The organism is Nocardia exalbida NBRC 100660 (assembly GCF_000308575.1).
GTDB classification, from domain to species: domain Bacteria; phylum Actinomycetota; class Actinomycetes; order Mycobacteriales; family Mycobacteriaceae; genus Nocardia; species Nocardia exalbida.
Map to the genome: position 1 here is coordinate 54,069 of NZ_BAFZ01000058.1, position 23,148 is coordinate 77,216.

Sequence of the window (23,148 nt, forward strand, 5' to 3'; positions counted from 1 at the left end):
TCTCTCGGGGATTCGGTAGTGGAGGGTAACGGCGCGTGAACAACTCCGCTGCGGTGATCTGGTTTGAGGCGATCGGCGCCCGAATCGGGCACCCGGGATCACGTTCCGCCCGACCAGCGGTTCGGCACCGGCGCGGTGCGCCCGCGGGCATCGACGGGGTCTTCATCTACCCGACGGCGCTGTTCGAGCCGGGCACGGCAGACGCGTTCGTCGAATTGTTCACCGTCACCGTCGAATGGCTGGCCAGAGGCTACCGCGGCCCGGTCGCCCCGCTTCTGTCGGGGTTTTCCGCCGCACCGAGGTGGCCGACGGCCTGCGAGCCCGCGGCGATCAGCCTCGTTCCAGCGGCAGCCCCGCATCGCGCCAGGCGACGACACCACCGGCCAGGGCGGCGGCGTCGTATCCGGCTCGACGGGCTCGCGCGGCGAAACGCACCGACAACTCACCCACGGGGCAGACGAAGACCACGGGCCGCGAGCGCGGGAACGGGATGCCGTGGCCGAACATGTCATCGAGCTGGTCGTCGCGAATGTTCAACGCGCCGGGCACGTGCCCGATCCGGTAGGCCATGGCGCCACGGCTGTCCACGATGGTCGGGCGGCCGGTCCGGTCCAGCTCGGCGAGCTGCTCGGGCGACAGGCGCGGCACCGCCGCCAGCTCGTCGGCGCTCGGCGCCGTTTCGCGTTCGGCGCGGCCGAACAGTTCCGGCCTGCGCTTCTTGATGTAGGACAGGTACGGCTCGAGCCGATCGCAGACGATGAACACCGCGACGATCGGGTCGTCCGGATCGGTGGCCGAGCGATCGAGTGCGCCGAGCGTGTCCAGCGCGGCGGTGTAGGCCGCGCCGCTGGTGGGCCCGGCCAGGACACCGTATCCGGTCGCCAAGCGCAGCGTCGCGTCCACGGCGTCGCCCGCCGATACGGAGACGATCCGGTCGTAGAACTCCGGCTGGAACAGCCCGACATCCCACATCTCGGTCTCCGACCGGATGCCGGGAATGAAGTCCGACCGCTCCGAGACAACCGCGACGGCGCGCAATTCGGGATTGTGTTTGCGCAGGTAGGTGGCGGTCCCCCTGGTGGAACCGGTGGTGCCGAGCCCGCCGATCAGATAGTCGATCCTGGTGATGCCATCGGCCGCGAGGTCCTCGTGGATCTCCCGACCGGTGCCGTGGTGGTGCGCCTCGATGTTCTTCTCGTTGGTGTACTGCGACAGATGCCGGTAGGCGCCGGGATGCTGCGCCATTGTCGCCTCGATCACCGAGTAGACGTCGTTCGGTGTGGTCGGGTCCGGGCACTCGGACAGCCCGGGCAGTTCCACGATCTCGGTCCCGAACAGCTGCAGCAGGTCACGGACCTCGCCGACTTTGATCCGGTTGGTCACCGCGCGCAGGTCGATGCCGTACATCGCGCCGAGGACGCGCAGCGCTTTGGCCGTGTTCCCGCTGGAGGCCTCGATGAGCGTCCGGCCGCCTCCGCGCAGCTCCGTCAATTCGTCGCGCAACATCGCCCAGGCCACCCGGTCCTTGACCGAGCCGAAGGGGTTGTGCGACTCCAGTTTCGCGTAGAGCTCGACACCGGCCAGTCCGTGCACCGCGGGGTCGAGCCGCAGCAGCGGCGTGTCACCGATGAGTTCGGTGATGTGGTCGTATCGCATCAGGAGGCCTCGACCGATCGGACCGGGCCTGCGGCGTGCGTCGCGAGAGGACGCGGCCGCGACGACTCGACGGGGAAGTCGGGTTCGTAGGCGGTATCGGGGACGATCCGGAATCCGTCGGGCGCCCGGGTGACCGCGAGTTTCGCGGGAAGCGGGTGCATGGAGGCCGTCGCCGCGGACAGGTCCATGTGGTAGGCGGCGGTATTCGGGAACACCACCGTGTCGCCCGGCAGGGGGCGGACGGGCAACCAGACCTTGTGATTGGTGATCAGGTCTCGCTCCAGGCACAACCGTCCGGCGATGTAGACGCCGACCGGGCCCTCCGCGCGGTCGGTGCCTGCGGCGACGCCCGCGCGGGGCAGCAGGATCGGGTCGACCATGACCTCCTGGTCGGCGGGTGTCACGGCATCGCGGCTGAGATCGACGTGCACCAGCACGCTGCCGTCGGCGACCTCCTTGACGAACTCGACCGTGGCCAGCGTGATGCCCGCGTGGTCGACCAGCGCCTTGCCCGGCTCGAGCCATATCTCCAGCAGATTGTCGCCCGCCACCTGCGCGACCGTGCGCCCGCCGTGCCGCTCCAGCGGCGCGTCGAGAAGATCGGCGAGCATGCGGTCGGCGGGAACGGTGTTGGCGTACTTGTGGAACACCGGTGTGCCGTGCACGGCGCCGCCCGCGACGTGATAGCCGAAGGTGTTACTGCCCCAGGTCATCGGTTCCCCACGGCCGAGCAGCGACTCACGCAGCGCCAGCACGTAGGCGTCGAACCGTTCGGCGTCGGCGGTGAACACCTGCCGGAAGCCGCCGCCGATGTCGAGCACCGAAGGGGCGAGCCCGCGATCGTAGGCTCGCTCGATCAGGCGCAGGCAGGCATCGATCGCCCGGACGCGTTCGCCGAGATCGCCGGAGTCGAGGTGGAAGGCGAACCCTAGAAAGGCGATTCGCCCGCGCTGCGCCGACAGCAGATCGAACGCCTGCTCGACATGCGCGACCGGCATCCCGAACCGGCTCACCTGCCCCCTGCCGATACCGGAAACCCGTAGCAGCACCGGTATTTCCGCATGGTCGGAGGCCAGCTCCGCGATGCGGCCCAGTTCCCACAGGTTGTCCACGTTGATCGTCACTCCGCGGTCGAGGAGCTCGAGCAGGAATGCTTCCCCTTTCGGCCCGGTGACCTCGATGCGCGCCGGACCGAACCCGGCGGCGAGGGCACTGGACAGTTCGTGCGGTGACGCGACGTCGACGGCGATGCCCGCGCGCTCAGCCGTGCGGACGAACGCGCGAGACTGATTCACCTTGTGCGCGTAGCAGATTCGGTGCCCGGACAGGCGTCGCTGCAGCACAGTGCGCAAACGGAGCAGATTCTCCGAGTAGACCTGCGGGAACACCAGATGCACCGGAGACCCGAAACTCGCCCGTGCTTCCGCCGCGAGGCCGGGGGTGTCGAGAAAGGCGCGGACCATCGGATGCAGCTTCGCGGGCAGCGCGGGCGGCCGAGGCGTCATACGGCGGCTTCCGATGCCTCGGTGACCGAGGCCCGCGTGGCGCCGTCGGGGCGTTCCGCGACCGGGTTGTAGCCGCCGTCCCGGATCGCTTCGAAGGCCCGGGCGCGATTGCGCGGGCTGCGGAACTCGGCCACCACGCGTTTGCTGTCCAGATCGATCTCCACCACGCGGATGTCCATCGATTCCAGGACTCCGCCGATCGTGCGGACGCAGTGTTTGCATGTCATGTCCGGCACGTAGAACACCTGGTCCTCGGCGGTGGCGGCACGGTCGGCGCTCGCCTCGTCGAGTTCGGCGCTCACCTCCGCGACCTCGATGCGGCCCGCGATCTCGGTGAACGTCGCGACGAACCGGTCGACCAGCGACGGCAGGATACTGACATGCCCGCTGTCGAGCTGATGCGGCGTGGCCGCCAGGCAGGCCGGATGACTGCCGGCGGGCAGCAGGGCGTACTGCCGGGAGATCAGGTCCAGGTCGTCGTGATACTTGGCGATCGCCTCGGCGACCGTGAGACCTTCGACCGTGGTGGCGCGCTCCATCACGGCGTGCGCGTCGGCGATGGTGGCGTCCTTCATGGCGCGCAGGGTCGCGACCGTCTCCGCCGAATAGCGAACGGTGCCGTCGGGCTGTGCGACGAGCGTCACCGGGATCATGCCCCGCCGATAGGTCGAGGCCTGCAGCTCCCAGAACCATCGGGTGGCCACCGCGGCGAAGATTCCGGAAGTTCGCAGGCCCTCGGCGAACTCGGCGGCCTCGCGGTAGGGGGTCTGCGCGGCCAGCAGCGCGTGCTGGGCCAGGACGCGCCCCGCCGCCTCGATGCCCACCCGGAAGATGTCGCGCGGATCGTGGTCGGTGGTCGTGCCCGCCAGCACGGCGTGTTCGCCCGGCCCGAGCGCCGCGATCCGCGCGGCGAAGGCCGCATCGGCGTCGAGCTGGTGCCACAGCGCCAGGACGGTCTCCCGCATCGCGATCGGCACCGAGGGCCCGAGGCCGCCGGCGCGGAAGTGCCCGGTGTTGGGGATGCCGTCGCTGTCGGTCCACGCCATCCGGTGCGTCGCGCTGGTCACCTGATCCGCGCGGCACGGCCGCATGAACCGCTCCAGATACAGCCGCTGGGAATAGGTGAGATGGCTGTCGGGCTCGGGACGCAATGCCGCGCAAGTGAATTCGATTCGCCGCGGCGGGGGAGCGGGCGCGAGCGCGCTGTGCGACCCGGGCTGCGCCAAGTGCGCCAGCACCCTGGACGCGGCCCGCCGGTCGTAGCGGGGGATGTCGTTACTCACGTGACCTCCTCGGCGATGGTTCGCACGCACGCGACGAATCGGTCGATCTCGTCGGGCGTGTTGTAGATGTGCGTGCTGACCCGCACCGAGCCCGCGCCGCCGGTGTCGGCGGGGACGCAGTGCGCGCCGGTGCGCACCAGGAAACCCAGCTCACTCAGGACGAATCCCGCGTCGGTGGCCGAGATCCCGTCCAGGGTGAAGGAGACGATGCCGTAGCCGACCTCGCACGCGGCATGCGCCGGACCGGGCAGGAACTCCAGGCCGCGGATCGGTCGCAGCCCGTGGATCAGACGCAGGGTCAGGGCACGGTTGTGCGCGGCGATGACATCCATGCCGAACGATTCCAGCACCTCCAGCGCACTGCCGAGGGCGAGGATGCCCGGGATGTCGGGTGTGCCGCCTTCCAGCAGCGCGGGCATCGGCCCCGGCCGCAGACCGCCCTGATCCGTGGCGATGCCGGAATTTCCGCCGGGCAGGAACGGCACGAGCCGGTCGTGCACACGCCGGTGGCAGTACAGGACCCCGGTACCCGGCGCCCCGAACATCTTGTGCGCGGCGAAGATCGCGAAATCCGCACCGAGCGCGCTCACGTCGACCGGAAGATGCCCGCCGCTCTGCGAGCAGTCGAAGCACAGCAGGATGGCGGGGTCGATCCGGCCGCGCAATTCCTCCAGGGTGCTGAGACCGCCGAAGACATGGTGCAGATGCCCGGTCGTGATCAGCCGGGTGCGCGGTGTGATCTTGGCCAGGATGTCGTCGGTGTCCGCCTCCCCTGCGGCGGTCGTCCGGTAGGGGATCGGATGGATGCGGCGTCCGAACCGGGCGAGCAGTCCGCGAAGGTGCTGCCACGGGTACACGTTCGACGCGTGATCGCTCGCGTTGTAGAGGATTTCGTCGCCGTCGGCGAGCGCCGTGAGACCCCACGACAGCGCGACGGCGTTGAGCGCGGCGGTGGCTCCCGCCGTGAAGACCACCTCGTCCGGGTGCTCGGCGCCGATGAAGGCGGCGGTGTGTTCCCGGATCCGGGCGATCCGGGCGGTCAGGCCGGTGGCCCAGGGATAGGTGCCGCGGCCGACGTTGGCGGTGCCGTTGCTGTGATAGCGCTGGATGGTCTCGATCACCGGAAGCGGCTTCTGTGTGGTCGCGGCGCTGTCCAGGTAGACCTCGGTGGCGCCGGCGAGCGCCGGGAACAGCGCCCGCGCCGCGACCGGCGGCGTCGCCGGTGGCCGGGGATTCTCGTCGAGCCGCGTCACCGGCGATCTCGGGGCAGGGGACCGCAACGTGACGCTCCCTTCACCGGTAACTCGGACGTCACCCACGATACGCATTTTCGGTACGGACTTCGAAGCTTTGTCGCCGACAACGACTTTCGGGACTAGCCTGGGCGATATGCCCCTGAGCCCACGAGAGCGTCAAGAGTTCCTAGCGCAGCCGCATGTCGCGGCCTTCGCGGTGGCCGCGGGTACCGGTCGTGGCCCGCTGACCGTCCCGATCTGGTATCAGTACAGCCCCGGCGGCGAGATCTGGATCCTGACCGGCCCGGAGTCGCAGAAGATGCGCTATCTCCGGGAGACCGGCCGCTTCAGTCTGATGGTGCAGCAGGTCGAGCCCACGGTCCGGTATGTGAGTGTGGAGGGCCCGGTCACCCGGACCGTCCCGATGACCGACGAGCAGCACCGCGAGATGGCCGCGCGGTATCTGCCCGCCGAATCGGTCGACGGCTACCTGAAGGCGGCCGAGGCCTTCGGTGAGCAGGTCGCGGTCTACCTGCGGCCGGAGCACTGGCTGTCGGCCGATCTGGGGGACCCCAGCGCGTTCTAATATCTGCCCTGCAGATACTCGACGAGGTGCTCGCGTTCGGTCGCCAATTCGGAGATCGCGCTCTTGACCACGTCGCCGATGCTGACGATGCCGACCAGCCTGCCCTCGTGTACCACGGGCAGGTGCCGGATGCGATGGTCGGTCATGGTGCGGCGCAGACCGTCGACCCGGTCGTCGGGTGCGCAGGTGCGCACCGCGGAGGTCATGATCGCCGACACCGGGGTGTCCAGCAGCTCCGCGCCCCGCGCGTGCAGACTGCGCACCACGTCGCGTTCGGAGACGATGCCCGCGATCGTGTCGCCGTCGGGGGAGACGACGACCGCGCCGATGTTCCGCTCGGCCAGGGTGGCGAGCAGTGTGCGTACCGTCGTGTCGGGTGCGACCGTGGCCACGTCGCTGCCCTTCCTGCGCAGGATCTCCGAAATTCGCATATTTCACCATCCAGACGTCGGGGCACTACCAGGATCGCAAGTTCACGGCGCGGTGACCAGCACGAATCCGTTACGGGCCACGGTTCGGTCACGGTGGGCAGGTCAGAGCCTGCGCGCGACGCTGCGGTCCAGATCCCGGGCCAGCAGGGCGATCGCCGCCTGGGAGATGCCCGCCGAGGTCGCCAGGTCGACGGAGGTCAGCTGGGCGATGCGGCGCAGGCGATAGTCGACGGTGTTCGGGTGCACGTAGAGCTGGCGGGCGGTGAGCTGCCGGTTCATGTCGTTGCCGAGGTAGGCGCGCATGGTGTCGAACAGCTCGGGGTGGGCGTCCAGCGGGTCGAGGATGGTCGCGATCCGCCGGGTGGCCGGGCCGCTGCGGGTGAGCTGGTATTCCACCGCCAGATCCGACATCTGGTAGAGGCCGGGTGGCCGGACACCGACGCGCACGAGATTGAGCAGTTCGTGCGCTTGATCGGCCGATTCGGGGATCTGATCGGTGTCGGTGGGCACGACGGTCGCGGTGAGCGGCACCTCGGCGGCAGCGGCGAGCAGCTCGAGTGTCGTGCCGGTGAGGACCGGTTCGGCCTCCTCGCCCAACGGGATGAGCAGCGTCCCTCCCTTGGCGCTGAGCAGGGCGAGTGCGCGGGAGGCGAACACGGTGGCCAGCTCGGACTGCAGCCGCCGCAGCTTGCGGCGCGCGGCCACGTTCCCGTCGACGCGCGGATCGCGCTCGTCCGGATGTTCCGGAATCGACAGGGCGACAACCTGATAGGCCTCCGCGATCGGAATGCCGGTCTGCCGTGCCAGAGCCGAGCTGCCGCGACCGCTGAGCAGTGCCGAGGCGAGCGTCTGCGCCGCCGTCTGATGCTCCTTGGCGACCAGGTGCTGTTCGTCGACGTAGGCATCGGACACCGCCGCGGTGATCGCCTCGAGCAGTTCGAGAAGCAGATCGGCCGCCACCAGCACCTCGTCGACGTCGTCGGCCGCGGCAGGCGCGGTGACCAGACCGAAGGCGATGCGCAGTCCCTCGTGATAGGCGCGCAGGATCGTGCTCAGCGGCACGGCCTCCCGTGCCCAACGAGCAGCAGCCGCGCGGAGGGGGCCGAGCTGATGCTCGTCCGGTACGGTACGCCGGTCGAACATCTCGGCAGCGAGGTTCAGGCAGCTGCGGGTGAGTTTCGTGACGTCACCGCGTAATTGCTCGCCGGGCAGCGTGCGGCAGGGAGCCATGACGTTTTCGAAGTATCCGACCATGTGCGAAGCTACGCTGTCGGCGTTCAGCAAGGGCACCGAAGCCGGCTGTCCGCCGATTTCCAGTACCGGGTCGGACGAGTCGGGGGACAGATCCAACGCGGAGTAGGTCATTACGAGTTCGCTCCCAATGCCACGCCGGGCGTGCGAGAAATCGCGCCCGGGTCGATCGATCACTATACGAAAGGGTCGTGTGCACGGGGAGTGATCTGTGAGATCGTCCGGGAGCCGGACGCGTTCCGCGATGGCGCTTTTCGGCCGCGGCGCGGGACCGCGAAGCGTTATCGGCCGGTCACGGCGTCGGAGCCGACTCCGCCTGCGGCGCGGGCTCTTGCGTGCCTGCCGCGGCAGGCAGGGTTACTCGTCGTCCAGCCCCGCTGACAGGTAGGCGGCGGCGGCCAGCCATTGCCTGCACTGCGGACCGTGGACTTCGTGGGTGTAGAGAATGTCGCGGGCCTGCCGGTAGGTGAGGCCGCGGGGCTCGACCCCGCAATCGGAGAGGGCGAACTCGGGCGCTGCCGAGTACTGGCGCAAGGGTTCGGCGCCGGCCCCATCGATGACGGCAACCCGGCGGGGCGTTCGAAATGGCTCGATCATTCGACTACCCCTCGCGTCCGACGTGCGGCGGGGAGGCCGAAGTGCCGGTGACGCAAGCTCGAACTCCCTGCGTACCTCCCCGATTTCGAGTTCGAGTCTATGCCCCCGTTACTTACAGATGCAAGTACATCTGCACGATCGGTCGGAGAAAAAATAGCGGTGGTCGCCGGTGCGAGACCGGCGACCACCGCTGTGCCGCTTACGGTTTGATGTTCAGGGGCCTTACGGCTTGCGGGCGACCCCTCCGTAGGCGGAGATCGGCCGGGTCTCACCGACCTCGGTGTCGCCCGAACGCCACTGCGTGATGGACACGAAGCCGGGGTCGACGAGTTCCAGACCGTCGAAGACGGCCTTGATCTGAGCCTGCGGGCGGGGGACATAAGGAGTGCCGCCGGTGCCGGTGTAGTTCTCGCACAGGGTGACATACGCCTTGCTGTCGTCGGTGCCGTCCCACATCACCAGGTAGCTACCCGACGGCACCGCATCCAGCACGGTGTGCACGATGCGCAGCAGATCGTCGTAGGTCTTGGCGTGGCCGAGCACGCCCATGAACATCACGGCGACGGGCTCGTTGAAGTTGAGGACGTGCTTGGCGTCGTTGACGATCCGCTCGGGATCGTGGTAGTCGGCGTCGATGTAGGTGGTGACGCCCTCCGGTGTGGTGGAGGTGAGCAGCGCCCGCGCGTGCGTGAGCACCAGTGGGTCGTTGTCCACGTAGACGATCCGGGACTCGGGCGCGACGGTCTGGGCGACCTCGTGGGTGTTCTGCATGGTGGGCAGGCCGGTCCCGATGTCGAGGAACTGACGGATGCCCATCTCGCCCGCGAGGTAGCGCACCGCGCGGATGAGGAACTGGCGCGACTGCACCGCCATGGTGGTGATGTCCGGATCGACCTCGATGCCGGCGTCGCCTGCGATGCGGTCGATCTCGTAATAATCCTTGCCGCCCATCCAGTAGTTCCAGATCCGCGCGGAGTGGGGGATGTCGGTCCGGATGAGGGGGCTGTGGTCTTCGGGCATGGGGTGGTACTCCTCGGCAATAACGTGTCCGCGACACTGCCGTGCGGGTGGGTGCGTGGGGGTGTCGCGAATGACTGGTGCATCCGATGTGCACTGCGACACTACAAGATTCGAACTCGTCCAGCGGGGTGGATCAGGGAGCTGATCTCGCTGTTTTCGAGGCGAGGCAACGGCGTTTCACATCGCCGCCCGGATGCCTCCGGTCCGCGAGCGCACGGAGGGCGAACTTCGTGCTATCGTCCGGTGTTGGTGCAAATGCAAGAACGTTTGAACGTGCATCTGCACGAACCGAATCGCCTAACTGCGGTAACCGAGGAGTGGGGAAGATGTCGGATACGTCCACCAACGAGATCATCGGAACTTGGCGTAAGAGTTCCTTCAGTAATCCGAGCGGCAACTGCGTCGAGGTGGCCGAAACCGCCAACGGCCAGGTGGCGGTACGGAACTCGCGGGACCCGGAGGGTGGGTTCCTCGTCTATACGCGTCCGGAGATCGACGCGTTCGTCCGCGGCGCGAAGGCCGGGGAGTTCGACTATTTGACTAGCTGAGCGGTAACATTGGCGGTCGGTACGGTGTGTTTCGCGACAGGTGGTTGTGACACACTGTGGGCAACCCCCGGAGTATCGGAGACGAACTCGATGATCGCTGAACCCGATGACGATGGTCATGTGCAATCCGTTGTCGCGGAACGTGGTCCGACCGTGCTACGCATCGCACTGGGCGGCCAGCTGCGCAAGCTCCGGGAGAAGAGGAACATCACCCGCGAGGCGGCGGGCGACGCGATCCGCGGATCGCACGCCAAGATCAGTCGTCTCGAGCTCGGCCGTACCGGCTTCAAGGAACGTGACATCCGCGACCTGCTGACCCTGTATGGCGTCCACGATCCCGAGGAGCGCGAGTCGTTCCTCGAATTGGCCAGGCAGGCCAACGAACCCGGTTGGTGGCATCGCTACAGCGACCTGCTGCCGCAGTGGTTCGGTACCTACCTCGGTCTGGAACAGGCCGCGAGCAAGATTCGCACCTACGAGTCGCATCTTGTTCCCGGCCTGCTGCAAACACCCGAATACGCCAGGGCGGTCGTGGCGCTCGGGTACGAGGACGCCGATACCGAGCGGCGGGTCGCGGTGCGTCAGCGCAGGCAGGAAATTCTCTTCCGCTCCGATCCTCCGGTGGTCTGGGCGGTGCTCGACGAAGCCGCGCTGGTGCGACCGGTGGGTGGCCCGGAGGTGCATCGGGAGCAGATGTTGCACCTGGTCCGGCTGGCGAAGCTGCCGAACGTGACGATCCAGGTACTGCCGTTCACCGCGGGCGAGCACGCCGCGGCGGGCAGCTCCTTCAGTATTCTGCGTTTCGCCGAGCCGGAACTCCCGGACATCGTGTACCTCGAACAGCTGACCAGCGCGCTGTACCTCGAGCGGCGACAAGACCTGGCGCTGTACCTGTCGGTGATGGACCGGCTCAGCGTGCAGGCCGAGCGTCCGGAGAAGTCGATCGAGATCATGGAGAAGTACGCCGAAGGGCGCGAGATCGCGCGATAGCGTCTCGCGGCCGGGGAAACCCCGATACGCCGAACGGCCACCTCCGGAATCGGAGGTGGCCGTTCGGTTGTGCTGCCCAATTGCTAAGCGGCGGTGGCCGCGGAAATGGTGTCTATCCGCTCCCGGCGTCGGCGGCATCGTGGTGGCTACGCGCCTGCGTCGGGCGACGCGACAAAAGTGCTCGTGGCACAAGGCATTCAGCTATCCGCCGGTGCTCGGACGGCGGGGCTCGGGCCTACTGCCTGATGAAGCTGGAGGCAATTCGCCAGAATGTCGCGGGTTGCAATGTCTCGAGATCCCAATCGTCGGCCATCGCGTGCGCGGTGGTGACGATCCGGTCGATATCGAAATCGTGCCGAGTTGCCGCCCCGGTGGATTCGACGGCATCGATGACGTATGCCACGGCGGTTTCTCGGGAAAATGCGGTATTGCTGTGGCCGCTGCGGGCCGTCGATGTGCTCATATGTCTACCGTTCGCTGGCTGGTCGGCCAGTGCGGTGTCGGTTGATCCGAACCGACCGCCGGTGAGTGGTAGTTCCATTCGAACGCCCCTGCTTGTCCGGCGGCGGCAAACCCACGGCGGCTTCGGCCTTCGGCTCGCCCACGCGGCCTTCCCTGGTGGTCCCCTGTAAAGCGTTGCGGGACCGAGTTTATGCCGCTGTACCTTTCAGATGCAAGCACATCTGCACGATCGATTGCACGTGCGCAGTGCGTATTTCGAGGCCGGAAGTTTGCGGATGTGGTGCCCGGCACCCGAATTTCAGTCGCGGGCGAATAGGACGTCGGTGCTGTAATCGATCTGTGTACCCGGCTCGACGAATTGGTCCGCGGCGGCCCGCCAGGCCAGAAAATGTTCGGTGAATCGGTGCGCTTCCGCTGCCTCGTCATCGGTGTAGAGCTGGTACAGGAAGAATCGGTGCGGATCCACCCGATCAGCACAGATGTCGAAGCGCAGACAGCCGGGCTCGGTCCGCACGGAGGCTTCGGCGCTGCGGGATATGGCCGCGAGGAACTCGGCGCGAGAGCCGGGGCGGATCTTCATCGAGACGATTCGACTGAACACGGTTGTTCTCCCATCGTGACCGTTGCGGTCGATCGGCAAGGGCGGTGGCGAGCGACACGACCGCTCAGTCGGCCAGTTGCGCTATTGCCTGGCTAATCGGATCGCTGCCGGAGACGAGTTCGAGTGTCAGCTCGAAGGTGTGCGCGGCGGGCAGCAGTCCGGCCAGTACGGCCGCGACGTCGGCGCGGGGGACCTCGCCGCGCTCGACCGGGGGCGGGGCCAGAGTCACCAGTCCGGTGCCCGGAGCATCGAGCAGCCGGCCGGGGCGCAGGATGGTCCAGTCGAGGTCTCTGCTGCGCAGATCGTTCTCGGCCTTGGTCTTGGCATCTATGTACGCCGCCCACACCTCGTCGGAACCGGGAGCGGGCGGTTCGCCCGCGCCCATCGTGGAGATCTGCAGGAAACGGCGCACCCCGGTTCGCTCGGCCGTCTCGGCGAGCCGGACGGAGCCGCCCAGATCGACGGTGTATTTACGTTCGACGCCGCTGCCCGGCCCCGCGCCCGCGGCGAAAATCGCCGCGTCGCAGCCTTGCATGACGTCGGTCAGTTCGTCGGTGGCCGCGTGCTCCAGGTCGCACAGCACCGGCTCGGCGCCGGTGCCGCGCACATCGTCCGCGTGCTCGGGATTGCGGATCAGGGCGGCGACCTCGTGGCCGTCGGCAGTGAGCAAAGGGGCCAGCAGCAAGGCGATTTTCCCGTGTCCGCCTGCGATGACAACGCGCATGGATCGCTCCTTCCGGTCGGGGCGGCGCCCGCGCTCAGCGCTCGGGGCCGCCGGGATTACAGTGCGCTTCGACGGTGGCCGGTTAGCCGACCGCCGGGCGCCAAGGTTCCAGGTTCCAGCTCGGCTTGTTCGGCTGGACCAGCCGAGCCCACGCCCAGTGACAGATGAACTGATCGCGCATGCCGGGTGCGTCGGCGTCCGCCGACCGGTCCACGACTTCCCGCCACGCCCGTTCGTCCGAGCCGGGGAAGGTGGTCTGCCGACCGGCCTGCGTGGGGAAGACGAGCAGTCGCGGGCCGTCGATCGTCTCGGTCCAGGTGACGTCATCGATCAGCGGCTGCCCCGCGTAAGGGTCGACGGACGGCATCGCGGCCTGCGCCGTCGTGATCGGCGACGCCGTAGCGCTGGAGGTGGTTGTGCGGCCGGTATCCGCCGACGGCGCGGACGCATCGGCACCGCAGGCGACCACCGCGGCGAGCAGGCCCGTCGCGAGGAGCGCGGCCGCGCGACGCCGGGTGACGAGGCGATGCGGGTACCGCTGCGCCACGGTCGAGCCTCCTGTGTTCTCCTCGGCACCGCTTTCCGGCGTGATCACCCGAGCCTAGCGAGCCGGGGCGGCCCCGGCGAGAGTCCCCGGCCGCGCCACCGAATGTGGTGGCTTGCCGGTGCGGCTCCGGCTGGGGATAGTCGGTCGGTGCGGTGTGGACGGATCATGGTGGGGGCGGCGGGCGTCGTGGTCTCGGTGACGGTCGCGTTGGCCGGACCCGCGGGCGCTCGGGTGGGCGAGGCGCCCGGCACCGTGACGGACCTGGTGGAGCTGGCGGGGCGGCTGCGTGTGGCGGGGGCGACGACCGCCGAGCGGCTGACCTATTGGTCGCGTGGCCCGCGTGGGCCGATGCAGAGCACCGGAGTGCTGTATCTGCCCGAGGGCTCTCCGCCGCGGGGCGGTTGGCCGATCATCGCCTACGCGCACGGCACCTCGGGGATCGCCGACGAGTGCGCGTTCACCCTGCAACCCCGGGACTACTACCTCACGTCGGTGTACCCGGACCTGCTGCGCGCGGGATACGCGGTCGTGATCTCCGACTATGTCGGTCTCGGCACTCCCGGCGTGCACCCCTACCTGGACGGTCCGGCCCAGGCTCGCAGCATCATCGACGGCGTACGCGCCGCACGGGCGGTCGCGCCCTCGCTCGGCACCCGCTGGGCGGTGTTCGGCCAGTCGCAGGGCGGGCACGCGGCGCTGTTCACCGCCCACCTCGCACCCGCTGACGCGCCCGACCTCGATCTGCGCGGTGCCGCCTCGACCGGGACGCCGTCGAATCTGGACGCGCTGTTCCCGCTGGCCGGGCCCTGGCTGCCGCGACTGCCGCTGCAGAAGACGACGACCTACTTCGGCATGCTGCTGGCCGGATTGCGCGCCAGTGCACCGGAGCTGGACATCGACAGCTACCTGACGCCGGTGGGCCGGGACGTCCTGCGCATCGTGGAAGCGGATTGCGCCGCCGAGGCGGACGCGCAGGTGGCGAGTATCGGCATCGGCGCCATGCTGTCGCGGCCCTTGGACGATCCGGCGTTGCTGGCCGCGGTGCGCGCGATGTTGCGGCTGCCGACGAGCGGCTACTCCGTTCCGCTGTATCTCGGCCAAGGGCTGACCGATCTGGAGGTGCCCGCGCCGTTGACGCTCGAGCTGATCGCGGAGTTGCGCGCCTCCGGCACCGATCTGCGGGTGGGCTGGTACCCCGGCGATCATCTGGGCGCGGCGCGGGAAGCGTTTCCCGACGCGCTCGCGTTCCTGCGCGGCGTGCTCGATCGGCCCTGACCTCGCGTACTCAGCGCCAGAGCGACCGGCACGGTAGCCTGCGCAGGCCGGGCCGGACCTGGGCGTCGACGGTGACGGTGAGCCCGGCGTGTGCGGCGGCCGAGGTGAACTCCCAGGCCTCGGTCCTGGTCGCGGCGTATTCGAGGACCAGCGCGTCCTCGGGGGTGGAGCCGTCGAAGTAGACGGTGATCCGCCGGGTCGGCGGATCCTGGGTGTCGTCGCGGTCGGCGAATCTGCGCGCAGTGCCGTCCATGCCACCGTCTCCTTCCTACCGGCTCGGCAGCCGTGCCGGTGGATCTGACGGTAAAGGGCCGCCACTGCTGAGAACATGTTCCAAGTTATCGGCTGGAAATGTCACAGAACGGACGCCGGGCGGTCGGGTACAGTCACCAGCCGGGGCGCGCGACCGCCACAGGCCGGGCACCCGAAACTTGTGAATTGTCAACATGATCGCGTCGGGTGGTGCTCGGCGCGGGTGATGTTGCCGAGGATGAGTACAGCGTTGGACGATTCAGGAGGCACACGTCGATGAGTCAGGGCCCACGTTCGTTGGGTGGGGGAGTGGGACGACGGCGTCTCGCACGTGCGATCGGAGCGATGGCCGCGGGCCTGGTGCTGGTCGCGAGCATGGCCGGCGCGGCAACCAGCGCGCCGCTGTACCCCGAACCCGATCCGGATCCCTTCTACGCGACACCCGCGGATATCGCCGACCGCAAGCCGGGTGACGTGATCGCGACCAGGGTGATGCCGCCGCTGGCGATCTTCCCGGAGACCACGGTGACCGTGGTCCGGTTCCGGTCGACGAGTTCGGAGGGTAAACCGATCGCCGCGACCACCACGGTGCTGACGCCCAAGGCGCATCGCACCGACGGGCCGCTGCTGTCGTTCCAGCACATCATCAACGGACTCGGCGCGGAGTGCTCGGTCTCCCGGGTGCTCTACACCGGTGACCCGAACCTCGTCGTGCGGGAAGCGCCGGGCTGGAACGTGCTGCTGGCGCGCGGCTGGAGCGTCGCGCTGCCCGATCACCTCGGCCCGAATTTCGCCTACGGCGCCGCGAAGCTCGGCGGGCAGATCACCCTCGACGGGATACGCGCCGTCAAGCAGGTCGGCGAACTCGGGGTGCAGCGCAGCCCGGTGGCGATGGTCGGGTATTCCGGCGGCGGGATGGCCACCGCGTGGGCGGCCGCCCTGCAACCGAAGTACGCCCCGGAGCTCGACATCGCCGGCGCGGCCATGGGCGGCGTGCCGATGAATCTCGTGAAGATGCTCGAGGGGCTGGGTTTGAACCCGCACCCGGTGTTCGGGCTCGCGTTCGCCGCCGGATTCGGGTTGGAGCGTGAGTATCCGACTCGCTTCCCGCTCAGCGAGCAGTTGAACGAGCGGGGGCTGGCCGCCCGCGCGCAGATCGCCAACAGCTGCACCAACGACATCCTCTCGACGGGCGCGGGCCGCGGTGCGCTGGACTTCGCCAAGACGACCTCGATGATCAACGACGACACCGCGCGCGCCGTGGTCGAGGAGAACAGCCTCGAGCTCTACGACGGTGTGCCGAAGATGCCGGTATTCGAATGGCATTCGCCGATCGACGGTCTCATCCCGATCGACGCGGTGGTCAACACCGACAAGCGGTGGTGTGCGGCGGGCGCCAAGGTGCAGGCCGAGCAGATTCCGGTTCCGGACCATCTGACCGCGGCGGTGCTGGGTATTCCCGCGGCGCTGACCTGGCTGGACGCCCGCTTCCGAGGGGAGCCGGCGCCGAGCAATTGCTGAGCGACGATACGTGACCGGCCGAGCCGGGACCTGTTCTCCGGATACGGGTCTCGGCCCGGTTGTTGCGATATGGATACGCGACAACACAACTCGGATGCTTTACTGCGTCCAGCCACGGCCGCTGACGTAGCCTGACGTCCTGGCTCCCGGTCTGACAGGGGCCGATTCGGGGGTCGAAGGCCAGTGCGCCCGGGTGCCAGACGACGTTGCCGTTCGCACCCGAAGGCGTGTGCTATGAGAATTTCGCGTGCCATTGCTGTGGCTTTGCTCGCCGCCGGCTCGGCCCTGGCCGTCCCCGCTGCCGCGGAGCCCGCGCCCGCCCCACCGCCCGGCGGGCTGCTGCCCGGGTTGCAACAACTCATCGATCAGGTCATCCCGCCGCCGCCGATCGCACCGCCGCCGGAGCCGAGTTCGCCCGCGCACGAGGCGACTACGCTGTCGCCGTCGCTGGCGGCGCTGCGCTCGGCCGCCCTGCCGTCGGCCGTCGGTGATCCGATGTTCGACCTGCGCCCGGCGAATCTCGACGAGCTGTCCGAGGGGCAGGTCATCGAAATCCGCGACGTGAGCGCGACCACCGCGCCGTTGATGCTGATGCCCATTCAGCGGGCGCTCCTGATGAAGTACCGCACGACGGACGCGCACGGCGCGCCGTCGTATGCCACGGCGACGCTGGTCGTTCCCGCCGCACCGTGGCCGGGACCGGGCCAGCGGCCGGTGGTGGTGAACAACCTGCCGATCGACGCCCTCGGTCGTACCTGCACGCCCGGATACACCCTCGCGCACGGGCTCAACCCGGACACCAGCTTCACCGATTTCCTGCCACCCACGACGCACGTGGCGGCGCTGCGCGGTTACGCCGTGCTGATCCCCGACCACGAGGGCCCGTCGATGGCCTACGCCGAGCCGATCGTGGCCGGGCACGCGGTGCTGGACTCGATAAGGGCGGTGCGCGGTCTGTTGCCGGACGAGTTCGGCGCCGCGAAGTTCGGGCTCGCGGGGTATTCCGGGGGCGCGATCGCGACGCACGGGGCGGTGAAGCTGATCGACGGCTACGCACCGGAATTGGCGGGCGTGATCGTCGGCGCCGCACTCGGCGGGGTGCCCGCCGACTTCGAGATCCTGGCGCGCAGCATGAACGGCAACCTCGCCTCGGCCGTGTTCATGGGCGCGGTCTTCGGGATCGGCCGCGAGCGGCCGGAGATCCTGGCCGGGATGAACAATCTCGCCAAGTGGGTGGCCACCTCACCGGTGAAGAACATGTGCGGCAGCAGTTACGGGGCGATCGGTGTGCTGATGCTGCCGATCGACCTCGCCGCGAACTTTCCCGATCCGCTGCATTCGACGCTGGCCGCGGACATCTTTCGGGTGACGAAGATGGCCGGCATGAGGTCGGCGACCCCGCTGTACGTCTACAACGGCGAGCAGGAGTTCTGGATCCCGGCAGAGGGTGCGCGCAATCTCTACGCGGAGCAGTGCCGCCTGGGGGTGCCCGCGGTGTACCGCAGTGTGCTCGGTGAGCACATCATCGCGGGCGCGCTCGGTTATCCGGAAGCCATGGTCTGGCTCGACGACAGGCTGCGGGGAGTCCGGGCGCCCGACGAGTGCTGACCGGGTGATGGCGCGGTGAGGGCTCCGGTTAACACCGCGGGCCCGGGAGTGCGATCAACATGGTGTCCCCTTCGGTTCGTATGCCCAGATCTGGCTAGAGTGCTGTGCGGTGTCGTCGGCGCTTCGGTACGGTGGGCCGGTCCGGGCGGGGTAACGCCCGAATTCCCGAGAGAGGCACATGAGCGACATCACGACCACCGCGTCCGAGCAGGCCAAGGCACTGGTGGGGCGGCACTACCGCCTGACCGACCCGTACGAGGTGGGTCGGGAGAAGATCCGGGAGTTCGCGCGAGCGCTGCAGGACGGCCATCCGGCGCATCGGCACGAAGACGCCGCCGGGGGGCTGGGCTTCGACGGACTCGTCGCGCCGCTGACGTTCTCCTCGATCATCCTCATGTTGATGCAGCGCAAGATGTTCGAATCCGTGCTCACCGGGTACGACCTCGGCCAAGTGCTGCAGACCGAGCAGTCGATCCGGGTGCACCGGCCGATCGTCGCGGGCGACGAGGTGCGGTGCGACTCCTACATCGAGTCGTTCCGGCAGTTCGGTGACAAGGACTTCATGGTCACCAAGAACGTGCTGAGCAATCAGCACAAGGAGGTGTTGCAGACCGCGCACACCACGGCGGTGGCGCAGACCGGAGTCGAGCTGGCCGCCGATCTGCGCGCGGTGGTCGATGGCGTGATCATGACCGGGCAGTCGGCCGCCGACCGCGCGGACGCGGCGGCCGCGCGCCTGGCCGACGACGACGGCGGGCTGGTCGAGAGCTTCGATGAGCCGGCGCAACCGGAAGCGCCCGCCGAGCCGCGCATGCCGCGTACCCTTCCCGCTTTCGAGGACTTGTCCGTCGGCATGGAACTCGCCCCGCGCACGGTGCTGGTGTCCCGTGGTGATCTGGTGAACTACGCCGGTGTGTCGGGCGATTCGAATCCGATCCACTTCAGCGACGAGGTCGCGCGCAGCGCCGGTCTGCCCGACGTGGTATCGCACGGTCTGCTGACGATGGGCCTCGGCGCCGGATATCTCACCGCGTGGCTCGGTGATCCCGCCGCCGTGACGCGGTACGGGGTGCGGTTCGCCGGGTTCGCCCCGGTCCCGGCGACCAAGGCCAGCGCGATCGAATTCCACGGCCGGGTCAAGCAATTGGATCCGGATCGCCGCGCGGCCACCATCGCCTTGACGGCGACCTGCGGGGACCGGAAGCTGTTCGGTCGCGCGACGGCGGACGTGCTGCTGCGCTGAACCGATCGGCCGCTCCGGCCTCGTCATCGTCCGGGGTGTGGGGCCTGTGCCGTCGTGGGGGCGTCGGAAGCACCCGGTGACGCGGCTCGGTCGGAGAGCTGTGCGCCCGGTATCGCGTTCTCGCCCAGCAAAGTGCAGCGCCGCCGGGAACCGTTGGCTTCGCGGCACCTGGGTTTCGCGCGTACTGGGAGTATGTTGGTGCAGGGGTGGGCGAAGTCGGGCTGCGGCACAGCGCTGTACGCGACGTCGGGTGACTGCCACCGGCAGCGAGTGAAGTGCCCGCTATCCCGCGCTGATCTTGCGGATGTGCTTACACCTGCGCATTCGCGTCGCCGGCGGTGGCTCGGTGCTGGAGTGTGGGCAGTGCGCATGCAAGACTGCGTACATGCGTGCTTCGGTAGTGCGGCCTCAGAACGAAACCATCGCTCGTGGAACGGCTCCCGCCGCCGAGGGCGGCCCGACCGCCTTGCGGATGATCCTCGGCGGGCGGATGCGGCGGTTGCGCGAGGCATGCGGCATCTCGCTGGAGGAAGCGGGCGAGGCGATCCGCGGCTCGCACTCCAAGATCAGCCGATTGGAATTGGGGCGCACCGGTTTCCGGGAACGGGATCTGGTGGATCTGCTCGCGCTGTACGGCGTCACCGACGAGGAGGAGTGCGCGGAGTTCAAGCGGCTGGCGAAGCAGGCGAACACCTCGGGATGGTGGCATCGCGACGCCGACTGGCTGCCGAAGTGGTTCGACACCTACCTCGGGCTGGAGCAGGCCGCCCAGCTCATCCGTTGCTATGAGCCGCGGGTCGTCCCGGAGTTGCTGCAGACCCCCGACTACGCTCGCGCACTGTTCGTGCTCGCGCACCCGCACGAGGACGAGGAGTCGATCGAGCGGCGCGTGGCCCTGCGGATGCGCCGTCAGGAGATCCTGACCAGACCCGACCCGCCCCAGCTGTGGCTGATCGTCGAGGAGGCGGCGCTGCGGCGCAGGATCGGGGGATCGCAGGTGTGGCTGGCCCAGCTCGAGCACCTGCTGCGGGCCGCGGAGGCGCCGAACATCACGGTGCAGGTGCTCGCCGATCATGTCGGCGGCCCGGCGCTGGCCGACGGCGCGTTCGCCATGCTGCGCTTCGCCGAGGCGGATCTGCCCGACATCGTGTATCTCCAGCAGCTCACCGGCGCGCTGTACCTGGACAAGGACGCCGATCTCGCCGCCTACCGCGCCGTGGCGAATCTGCTGTCGGTGCACGCCGCGCCGCCCGAGTACACCCGCGACCTCATCGCGGCGTTGCGCGAGCGCGAGCCACGGATCGTGGAGCTGCCGTCCGGCCACGCCTGACCGTAAGGCGCGGCGACGAGCCCGGCGCAACCACGAATACCCAGCGGTACAGGGACTTTCGACCATAGATAACGACTGGGTGAACATGGCAGACTCGGGGCATGCGCCCTTCGAAGGAACGACAGGCGAGAGATTCTGCCGGGCCCGGTGGTCATCCGGTGTCCGGCGGCGGGCCGACGGTCCTACGCATGGTCCTCGGCGGCAGGCTGCGCCGCCTACGCGAGTCCCGGAATATCACCCGCGAGGCGGCCGGTGACGCCATCCGCGGGTCGCATTCGAAGATCAGCAGGCTCGAGCTCGGGCGCACCGGCTGCCGGGAACGGGATCTGGTCGACCTGCTCGACCTCTACGGGGTGACCGATCCCGGGGAACGGGAGCGCTACCTGGAACTGGCCAGGCAGGCCAATGCGTCCGGTTGGTGGGCGCGGGACAGTGACTGGCTGCCGAAATGGTTCGACACCTACCTCGGGCTGGAACAGGCGGCGCGCCTGATCCGCAGCTACGAACCGCGAGCGGTCCCCGAACTGCTGCAGACGCCGGAGTACGCCCGCTCGCTGCTCACCCTGTCGCATCCGGGGGAACCGGAGGATTCGATCGAACGTCGTGTCGCGCTGCGCATGCGCAGGCAGGACATCCTCGCCGGTCCGCACCCGCCCCAGCTGTGGATGATCATCGAGGAGGCCGCGCTGCGCCGCAGGATCGGCGGCTCGACCGTCTGGCGCGCCCAGCTCGACCGCGTGCTGCGCGCGGCCGCTCAGCCGAACATCACCATCCAGATCCTGGCCGACCATGTGGGCGGCCCGGCCCTCACCGACGGCGCGTTCACCATCTTGCGTTTCGCCGAGGCGGATCTGCCCGACATCGTCTACCTTCAGCAGCTGACCAGCGCGCTGTATCTGGACAAGATCGCCGACCTGGATGTGTACTACGCCGCGCTGAACCAACTTTCGCTGCTGGCCCCTTCCCCGCAGCATTCCCGGCAACTGCTCCAGGTCTTGCGCGACGGCGTCCCGCCGACGGTCGACGAACCGGTGGACCACCCGCGAGGGTGACCGGAACGCGCACCGCGGCACGCCGCATTCGCGCGCCGGAGAGAACTCCCTCGCCGACCCGCACCCCGTACGCTCCCTCCTGGATTCAGCGCGCCCGAATCGGGCATTTCCTGTGCGAGATGATCCGCATGCCGGGGAAAGGACCGAATATTGTCCCATTGGGACAATAGGGGGTAAGCTGTGTGTATGAGCGACGACGGTGTCGGTCTGGACGGCCGTCGACTGCGCACTCGGCGCAGCCGCGAGGCGTTGTCGCGCGCGGCGTTCGACCTGCTCACCGAGCGGGGGCTGGAAGCGGTGGCCGTCGAGGACATCGCGGTGCGGGCGGGTGTCACGCGGCGCACGTTCAGCAGGCATTTCGCCTCCATCGAGGAGGCGATTCTGGGCGATGTCGATCAAGACGTCCATCTGTTCAACGAGGCGCTGCGCCGCCGGCCGCCGGGTGAGCCGCCCCTGACCGCCTACCGCAACGCCGTCCACGACTGGTTCGCCACCGAGTACGGCGGCGCGCGCGCGTCCCTGCTGGCCCGTCGCTGGGCTTTGTTCCAGCGCTTCGAGGACGAACCCGAACTGTTCGCCGGCTATCAGCGCATCCGCATCGACGGGCAGCGCGAATCGGTCCGGATCATCGCGGCGCGGCTGGGGGTGGATCCGCTGACCGATCCGCGTCCGGCGGTCGCCGTAGGCGCAGGCGCCGGCCTCCTGCTGGCGGCGCTGCAGAGCTGGGCGGCGGGCCCGGATCCGATGGGCCTGCCCGGCCTCGTCGAAGAGTTCTTCGACACCCTCGTCACCCTCACCACCGAATTCCGTAACGAGGAGTCACCGTCATGTCTACCGGGTCGGTGAACATGTACCGCCGCACGTGCCGCCGCGTCGGCCTGGATCGAAATCCGCTGCGCCGCAGGGAAGACCGTGTGCAAACCGGGTTCGCGGTCCTGCTGGCCCTGGTGTTCCTGATCGTCGTGCCCGTGCTGGCGGTGACCGTCGGCGGCCGGGTGTACCGGGTGGAGACGGCCGCGGTGCAAGCCGAGACGGCGCGGTTGCATCAGGTCGACGCGACGGTGATCGAAACCGGGAAGGCGCCGCTGTACGCGCCGGTGGTGCCCGCGCGCGTGTCCTGGAAAGACGCCGACGGCGTGACCCACACCGGCGACTATCAGTCGACCACGGTGGTGGAGCCGGGTGCCGCCGTGCCGATCTGGCTGAACGAGCGCGGTGCGATCGTCGAGCCGCCCTCCTCGTCCCAGCCTGCCAGCAAAGCGGTCATGCTCACCGCGGGTGCGGTGCTCGGCGTCTCGATCGTGCTCGCGGGGAGTTACCTGTTGCTGCGCCGCGGACTCGATCGGCGGCGGCTGCGCCGGTGGGAAACCGAATGGGTGGCCGCCGACCTCACCTGGGGGCACGGCTGAGCCTTGGTGCGGCGTGCCCGCC

Annotated in this window: 24 protein-coding genes; 11 read left to right on the top strand and 13 right to left on the bottom strand. The window is 68.7% G+C overall.

The genetic code is table 11. The features are described 5' to 3' along the window. Positions 1 to 330: 330 nt before the first annotated feature. The 4 genes from ON29_RS13450 to ON29_RS13465 are packed head-to-tail and all read right to left on the bottom strand — an operon-like array spanning position 331 to position 5,697. Positions 331 to 1,656 (bottom strand): pyridoxal-phosphate dependent enzyme, encoded by a 1,326-nt coding sequence (locus ON29_RS13450; RefSeq protein ID WP_040866580.1) that lies wholly within the window; start codon positions 1,654 to 1,656, stop codon positions 331 to 333. After that, on the bottom strand, positions 1,656 to 3,161 hold the full coding sequence (locus ON29_RS13455; protein WP_040866581.1) for a type III PLP-dependent enzyme domain-containing protein: 1,506 nt from the start codon (positions 3,159 to 3,161) through the stop codon (positions 1,656 to 1,658). The genes ON29_RS13450 and ON29_RS13455 overlap by 1 nt, the downstream gene beginning before the upstream one ends. Beyond that, positions 3,158 to 4,444, bottom strand: a complete 1,287-nt coding sequence (locus tag ON29_RS13460) for a heavy-metal-associated domain-containing protein (protein WP_040866582.1) — start codon at positions 4,442 to 4,444, stop codon at positions 3,158 to 3,160. Before ON29_RS13460 ends, ON29_RS13455 begins: the two co-directional genes overlap by 4 nt. Then, entirely contained in the window at positions 4,441 to 5,697 is a 1,257-nt protein-coding gene (locus tag ON29_RS13465) for an aminotransferase class V-fold PLP-dependent enzyme (protein WP_245548940.1), read from the bottom strand. Before ON29_RS13465 ends, ON29_RS13460 begins: the two co-directional genes overlap by 4 nt. A 136-nt stretch (positions 5,698 to 5,833) precedes the next feature. Between ON29_RS13465 and ON29_RS13470 the strand changes: the two genes are divergently transcribed. Continuing rightward, the gene (locus ON29_RS13470) at positions 5,834 to 6,265 is read left to right on the top strand and encodes a pyridoxamine 5'-phosphate oxidase family protein (protein WP_040866583.1); all 432 of its coding nucleotides are present in this window, start codon (positions 5,834 to 5,836) and stop codon (positions 6,263 to 6,265) included. Here ON29_RS13470 and ON29_RS13475 read toward each other — a convergent pair. The 4 genes from ON29_RS13475 to ON29_RS13490 all read right to left on the bottom strand — a co-directional run bounded on the left by ON29_RS13475 (position 6,262) and on the right by ON29_RS13490 (position 9,564). Beyond that, the gene (locus ON29_RS13475; protein ID WP_040866584.1) at positions 6,262 to 6,696 is read right to left on the bottom strand and encodes a CBS domain-containing protein; all 435 of its coding nucleotides are present in this window, start codon (positions 6,694 to 6,696) and stop codon (positions 6,262 to 6,264) included. The genes ON29_RS13470 and ON29_RS13475 overlap by 4 nt on opposite strands. Positions 6,697 to 6,798: 102 nt before the next feature. After that, the gene (locus ON29_RS13480) at positions 6,799 to 8,061 is read right to left on the bottom strand and encodes a PucR family transcriptional regulator (RefSeq protein WP_040866585.1); all 1,263 of its coding nucleotides are present in this window, start codon (positions 8,059 to 8,061) and stop codon (positions 6,799 to 6,801) included. 243 nt (positions 8,062 to 8,304) lie between these two features. Beyond that, positions 8,305 to 8,544 carry a hypothetical protein gene (locus ON29_RS13485; protein ID WP_040866586.1) on the bottom strand — a complete coding sequence of 80 codons (240 nt, stop codon included), beginning with the start codon at positions 8,542 to 8,544 and terminating at the stop codon, positions 8,305 to 8,307. A 222-nt stretch (positions 8,545 to 8,766) separates the two neighbouring features. Then, entirely contained in the window at positions 8,767 to 9,564 is a 798-nt protein-coding gene (locus ON29_RS13490) for an SAM-dependent methyltransferase (RefSeq protein ID WP_174371817.1), read from the bottom strand. 326 nt (positions 9,565 to 9,890) lie between these two features. Here ON29_RS13490 and ON29_RS13495 point away from each other — a divergent pair, with 326 nt between their 5' ends. Both ON29_RS13495 and ON29_RS13500 read left to right on the top strand, forming a co-directional pair. Next, positions 9,891 to 10,112, top strand: a complete 222-nt coding sequence (locus ON29_RS13495; RefSeq protein ID WP_040866650.1) for a DUF397 domain-containing protein — start codon at positions 9,891 to 9,893, stop codon at positions 10,110 to 10,112. Between the two features lie 90 nt (positions 10,113 to 10,202). Then, positions 10,203 to 11,102, top strand: coding sequence for a Sco1979 family transcriptional regulator (locus tag ON29_RS13500; protein ID WP_051175166.1), 900 nt, complete (start codon positions 10,203 to 10,205; stop codon positions 11,100 to 11,102). Positions 11,103 to 11,337: 235 nt separating this feature from the next. Here ON29_RS13500 and ON29_RS13505 read toward each other — a convergent pair whose 3' ends face one another. The 4 genes from ON29_RS13505 to ON29_RS37045 all read right to left on the bottom strand — a co-directional run bounded on the left by ON29_RS13505 (position 11,338) and on the right by ON29_RS37045 (position 13,436). After that, positions 11,338 to 11,565 (bottom strand): hypothetical protein, encoded by a 228-nt coding sequence (locus ON29_RS13505; protein WP_040866587.1) that lies wholly within the window; start codon positions 11,563 to 11,565, stop codon positions 11,338 to 11,340. A gap of 297 nt (positions 11,566 to 11,862) precedes the next feature. Further along, on the bottom strand, positions 11,863 to 12,165 hold the full coding sequence (locus ON29_RS13510) for a putative quinol monooxygenase (protein WP_040866588.1): 303 nt from the start codon (positions 12,163 to 12,165) through the stop codon (positions 11,863 to 11,865). Positions 12,166 to 12,229: 64 nt separating this feature from the next. After that, positions 12,230 to 12,889, bottom strand: coding sequence for an SDR family oxidoreductase (locus ON29_RS13515; RefSeq protein ID WP_040866589.1), 660 nt, complete (start codon positions 12,887 to 12,889; stop codon positions 12,230 to 12,232). Positions 12,890 to 12,971: 82 nt separating this feature from the next. After that, positions 12,972 to 13,436: a DUF2599 domain-containing protein gene (locus ON29_RS37045; RefSeq protein WP_051175183.1), complete on the bottom strand. Its 465-nt coding sequence runs from the start codon at positions 13,434 to 13,436 to the stop codon at positions 12,972 to 12,974. A gap of 165 nt (positions 13,437 to 13,601) precedes the next feature. Between ON29_RS37045 and ON29_RS13525 the strand changes: the two genes are divergently transcribed. Beyond that, the gene (locus ON29_RS13525; protein WP_040866590.1) at positions 13,602 to 14,711 is read left to right on the top strand and encodes a lipase family protein; all 1,110 of its coding nucleotides are present in this window, start codon (positions 13,602 to 13,604) and stop codon (positions 14,709 to 14,711) included. A gap of 10 nt (positions 14,712 to 14,721) precedes the next feature. Here the strand turns inward: ON29_RS13525 and ON29_RS13530 are convergent, their stop codons facing one another. Next, positions 14,722 to 14,964, bottom strand: a complete 243-nt coding sequence (locus ON29_RS13530) for a hypothetical protein (protein WP_040866591.1) — start codon at positions 14,962 to 14,964, stop codon at positions 14,722 to 14,724. Between the two features lie 344 nt (positions 14,965 to 15,308). Between ON29_RS13530 and ON29_RS13535 the strand changes: the two genes are divergently transcribed. The 7 genes from ON29_RS13535 (at position 15,309) to ON29_RS13565 (ending at position 23,126) form a co-directional block, all read left to right on the top strand. After that, positions 15,309 to 16,484, top strand: coding sequence for a lipase family protein (locus tag ON29_RS13535; protein WP_083863461.1), 1,176 nt, complete (start codon positions 15,309 to 15,311; stop codon positions 16,482 to 16,484). Between the two features lie 234 nt (positions 16,485 to 16,718). After that, positions 16,719 to 18,092 (top strand): lipase family protein, encoded by a 1,374-nt coding sequence (locus ON29_RS13540; RefSeq protein WP_040866593.1) that lies wholly within the window; start codon positions 16,719 to 16,721, stop codon positions 18,090 to 18,092. A gap of 178 nt (positions 18,093 to 18,270) precedes the next feature. Beyond that, a complete protein-coding gene (locus tag ON29_RS13545) occupies positions 18,271 to 19,335 on the top strand; it encodes a fused (3R)-hydroxyacyl-ACP dehydratase subunits HadA/HadB (protein WP_040866594.1) in 1,065 nt (354 codons plus the stop codon). A gap of 385 nt (positions 19,336 to 19,720) precedes the next feature. Beyond that, positions 19,721 to 20,665, top strand: coding sequence for a Sco1979 family transcriptional regulator (locus ON29_RS13550; protein WP_040866595.1), 945 nt, complete (start codon positions 19,721 to 19,723; stop codon positions 20,663 to 20,665). 101 nt (positions 20,666 to 20,766) lie between these two features. Continuing rightward, positions 20,767 to 21,717 carry a Sco1979 family transcriptional regulator gene (locus ON29_RS13555; RefSeq protein ID WP_051175167.1) on the top strand — a complete coding sequence of 317 codons (951 nt, stop codon included), beginning with the start codon at positions 20,767 to 20,769 and terminating at the stop codon, positions 21,715 to 21,717. Between the two features lie 186 nt (positions 21,718 to 21,903). Further along, entirely contained in the window at positions 21,904 to 22,563 is a 660-nt protein-coding gene (locus ON29_RS13560; protein ID WP_051175184.1) for a TetR/AcrR family transcriptional regulator, read from the top strand. Further along, a complete protein-coding gene (locus ON29_RS13565; RefSeq protein ID WP_157172766.1) occupies positions 22,545 to 23,126 on the top strand; it encodes an Rv1733c family protein in 582 nt (193 codons plus the stop codon). Before ON29_RS13560 ends, ON29_RS13565 begins: the two co-directional genes overlap by 19 nt. Positions 23,127 to 23,148: the final 22 nt, after the last annotated feature.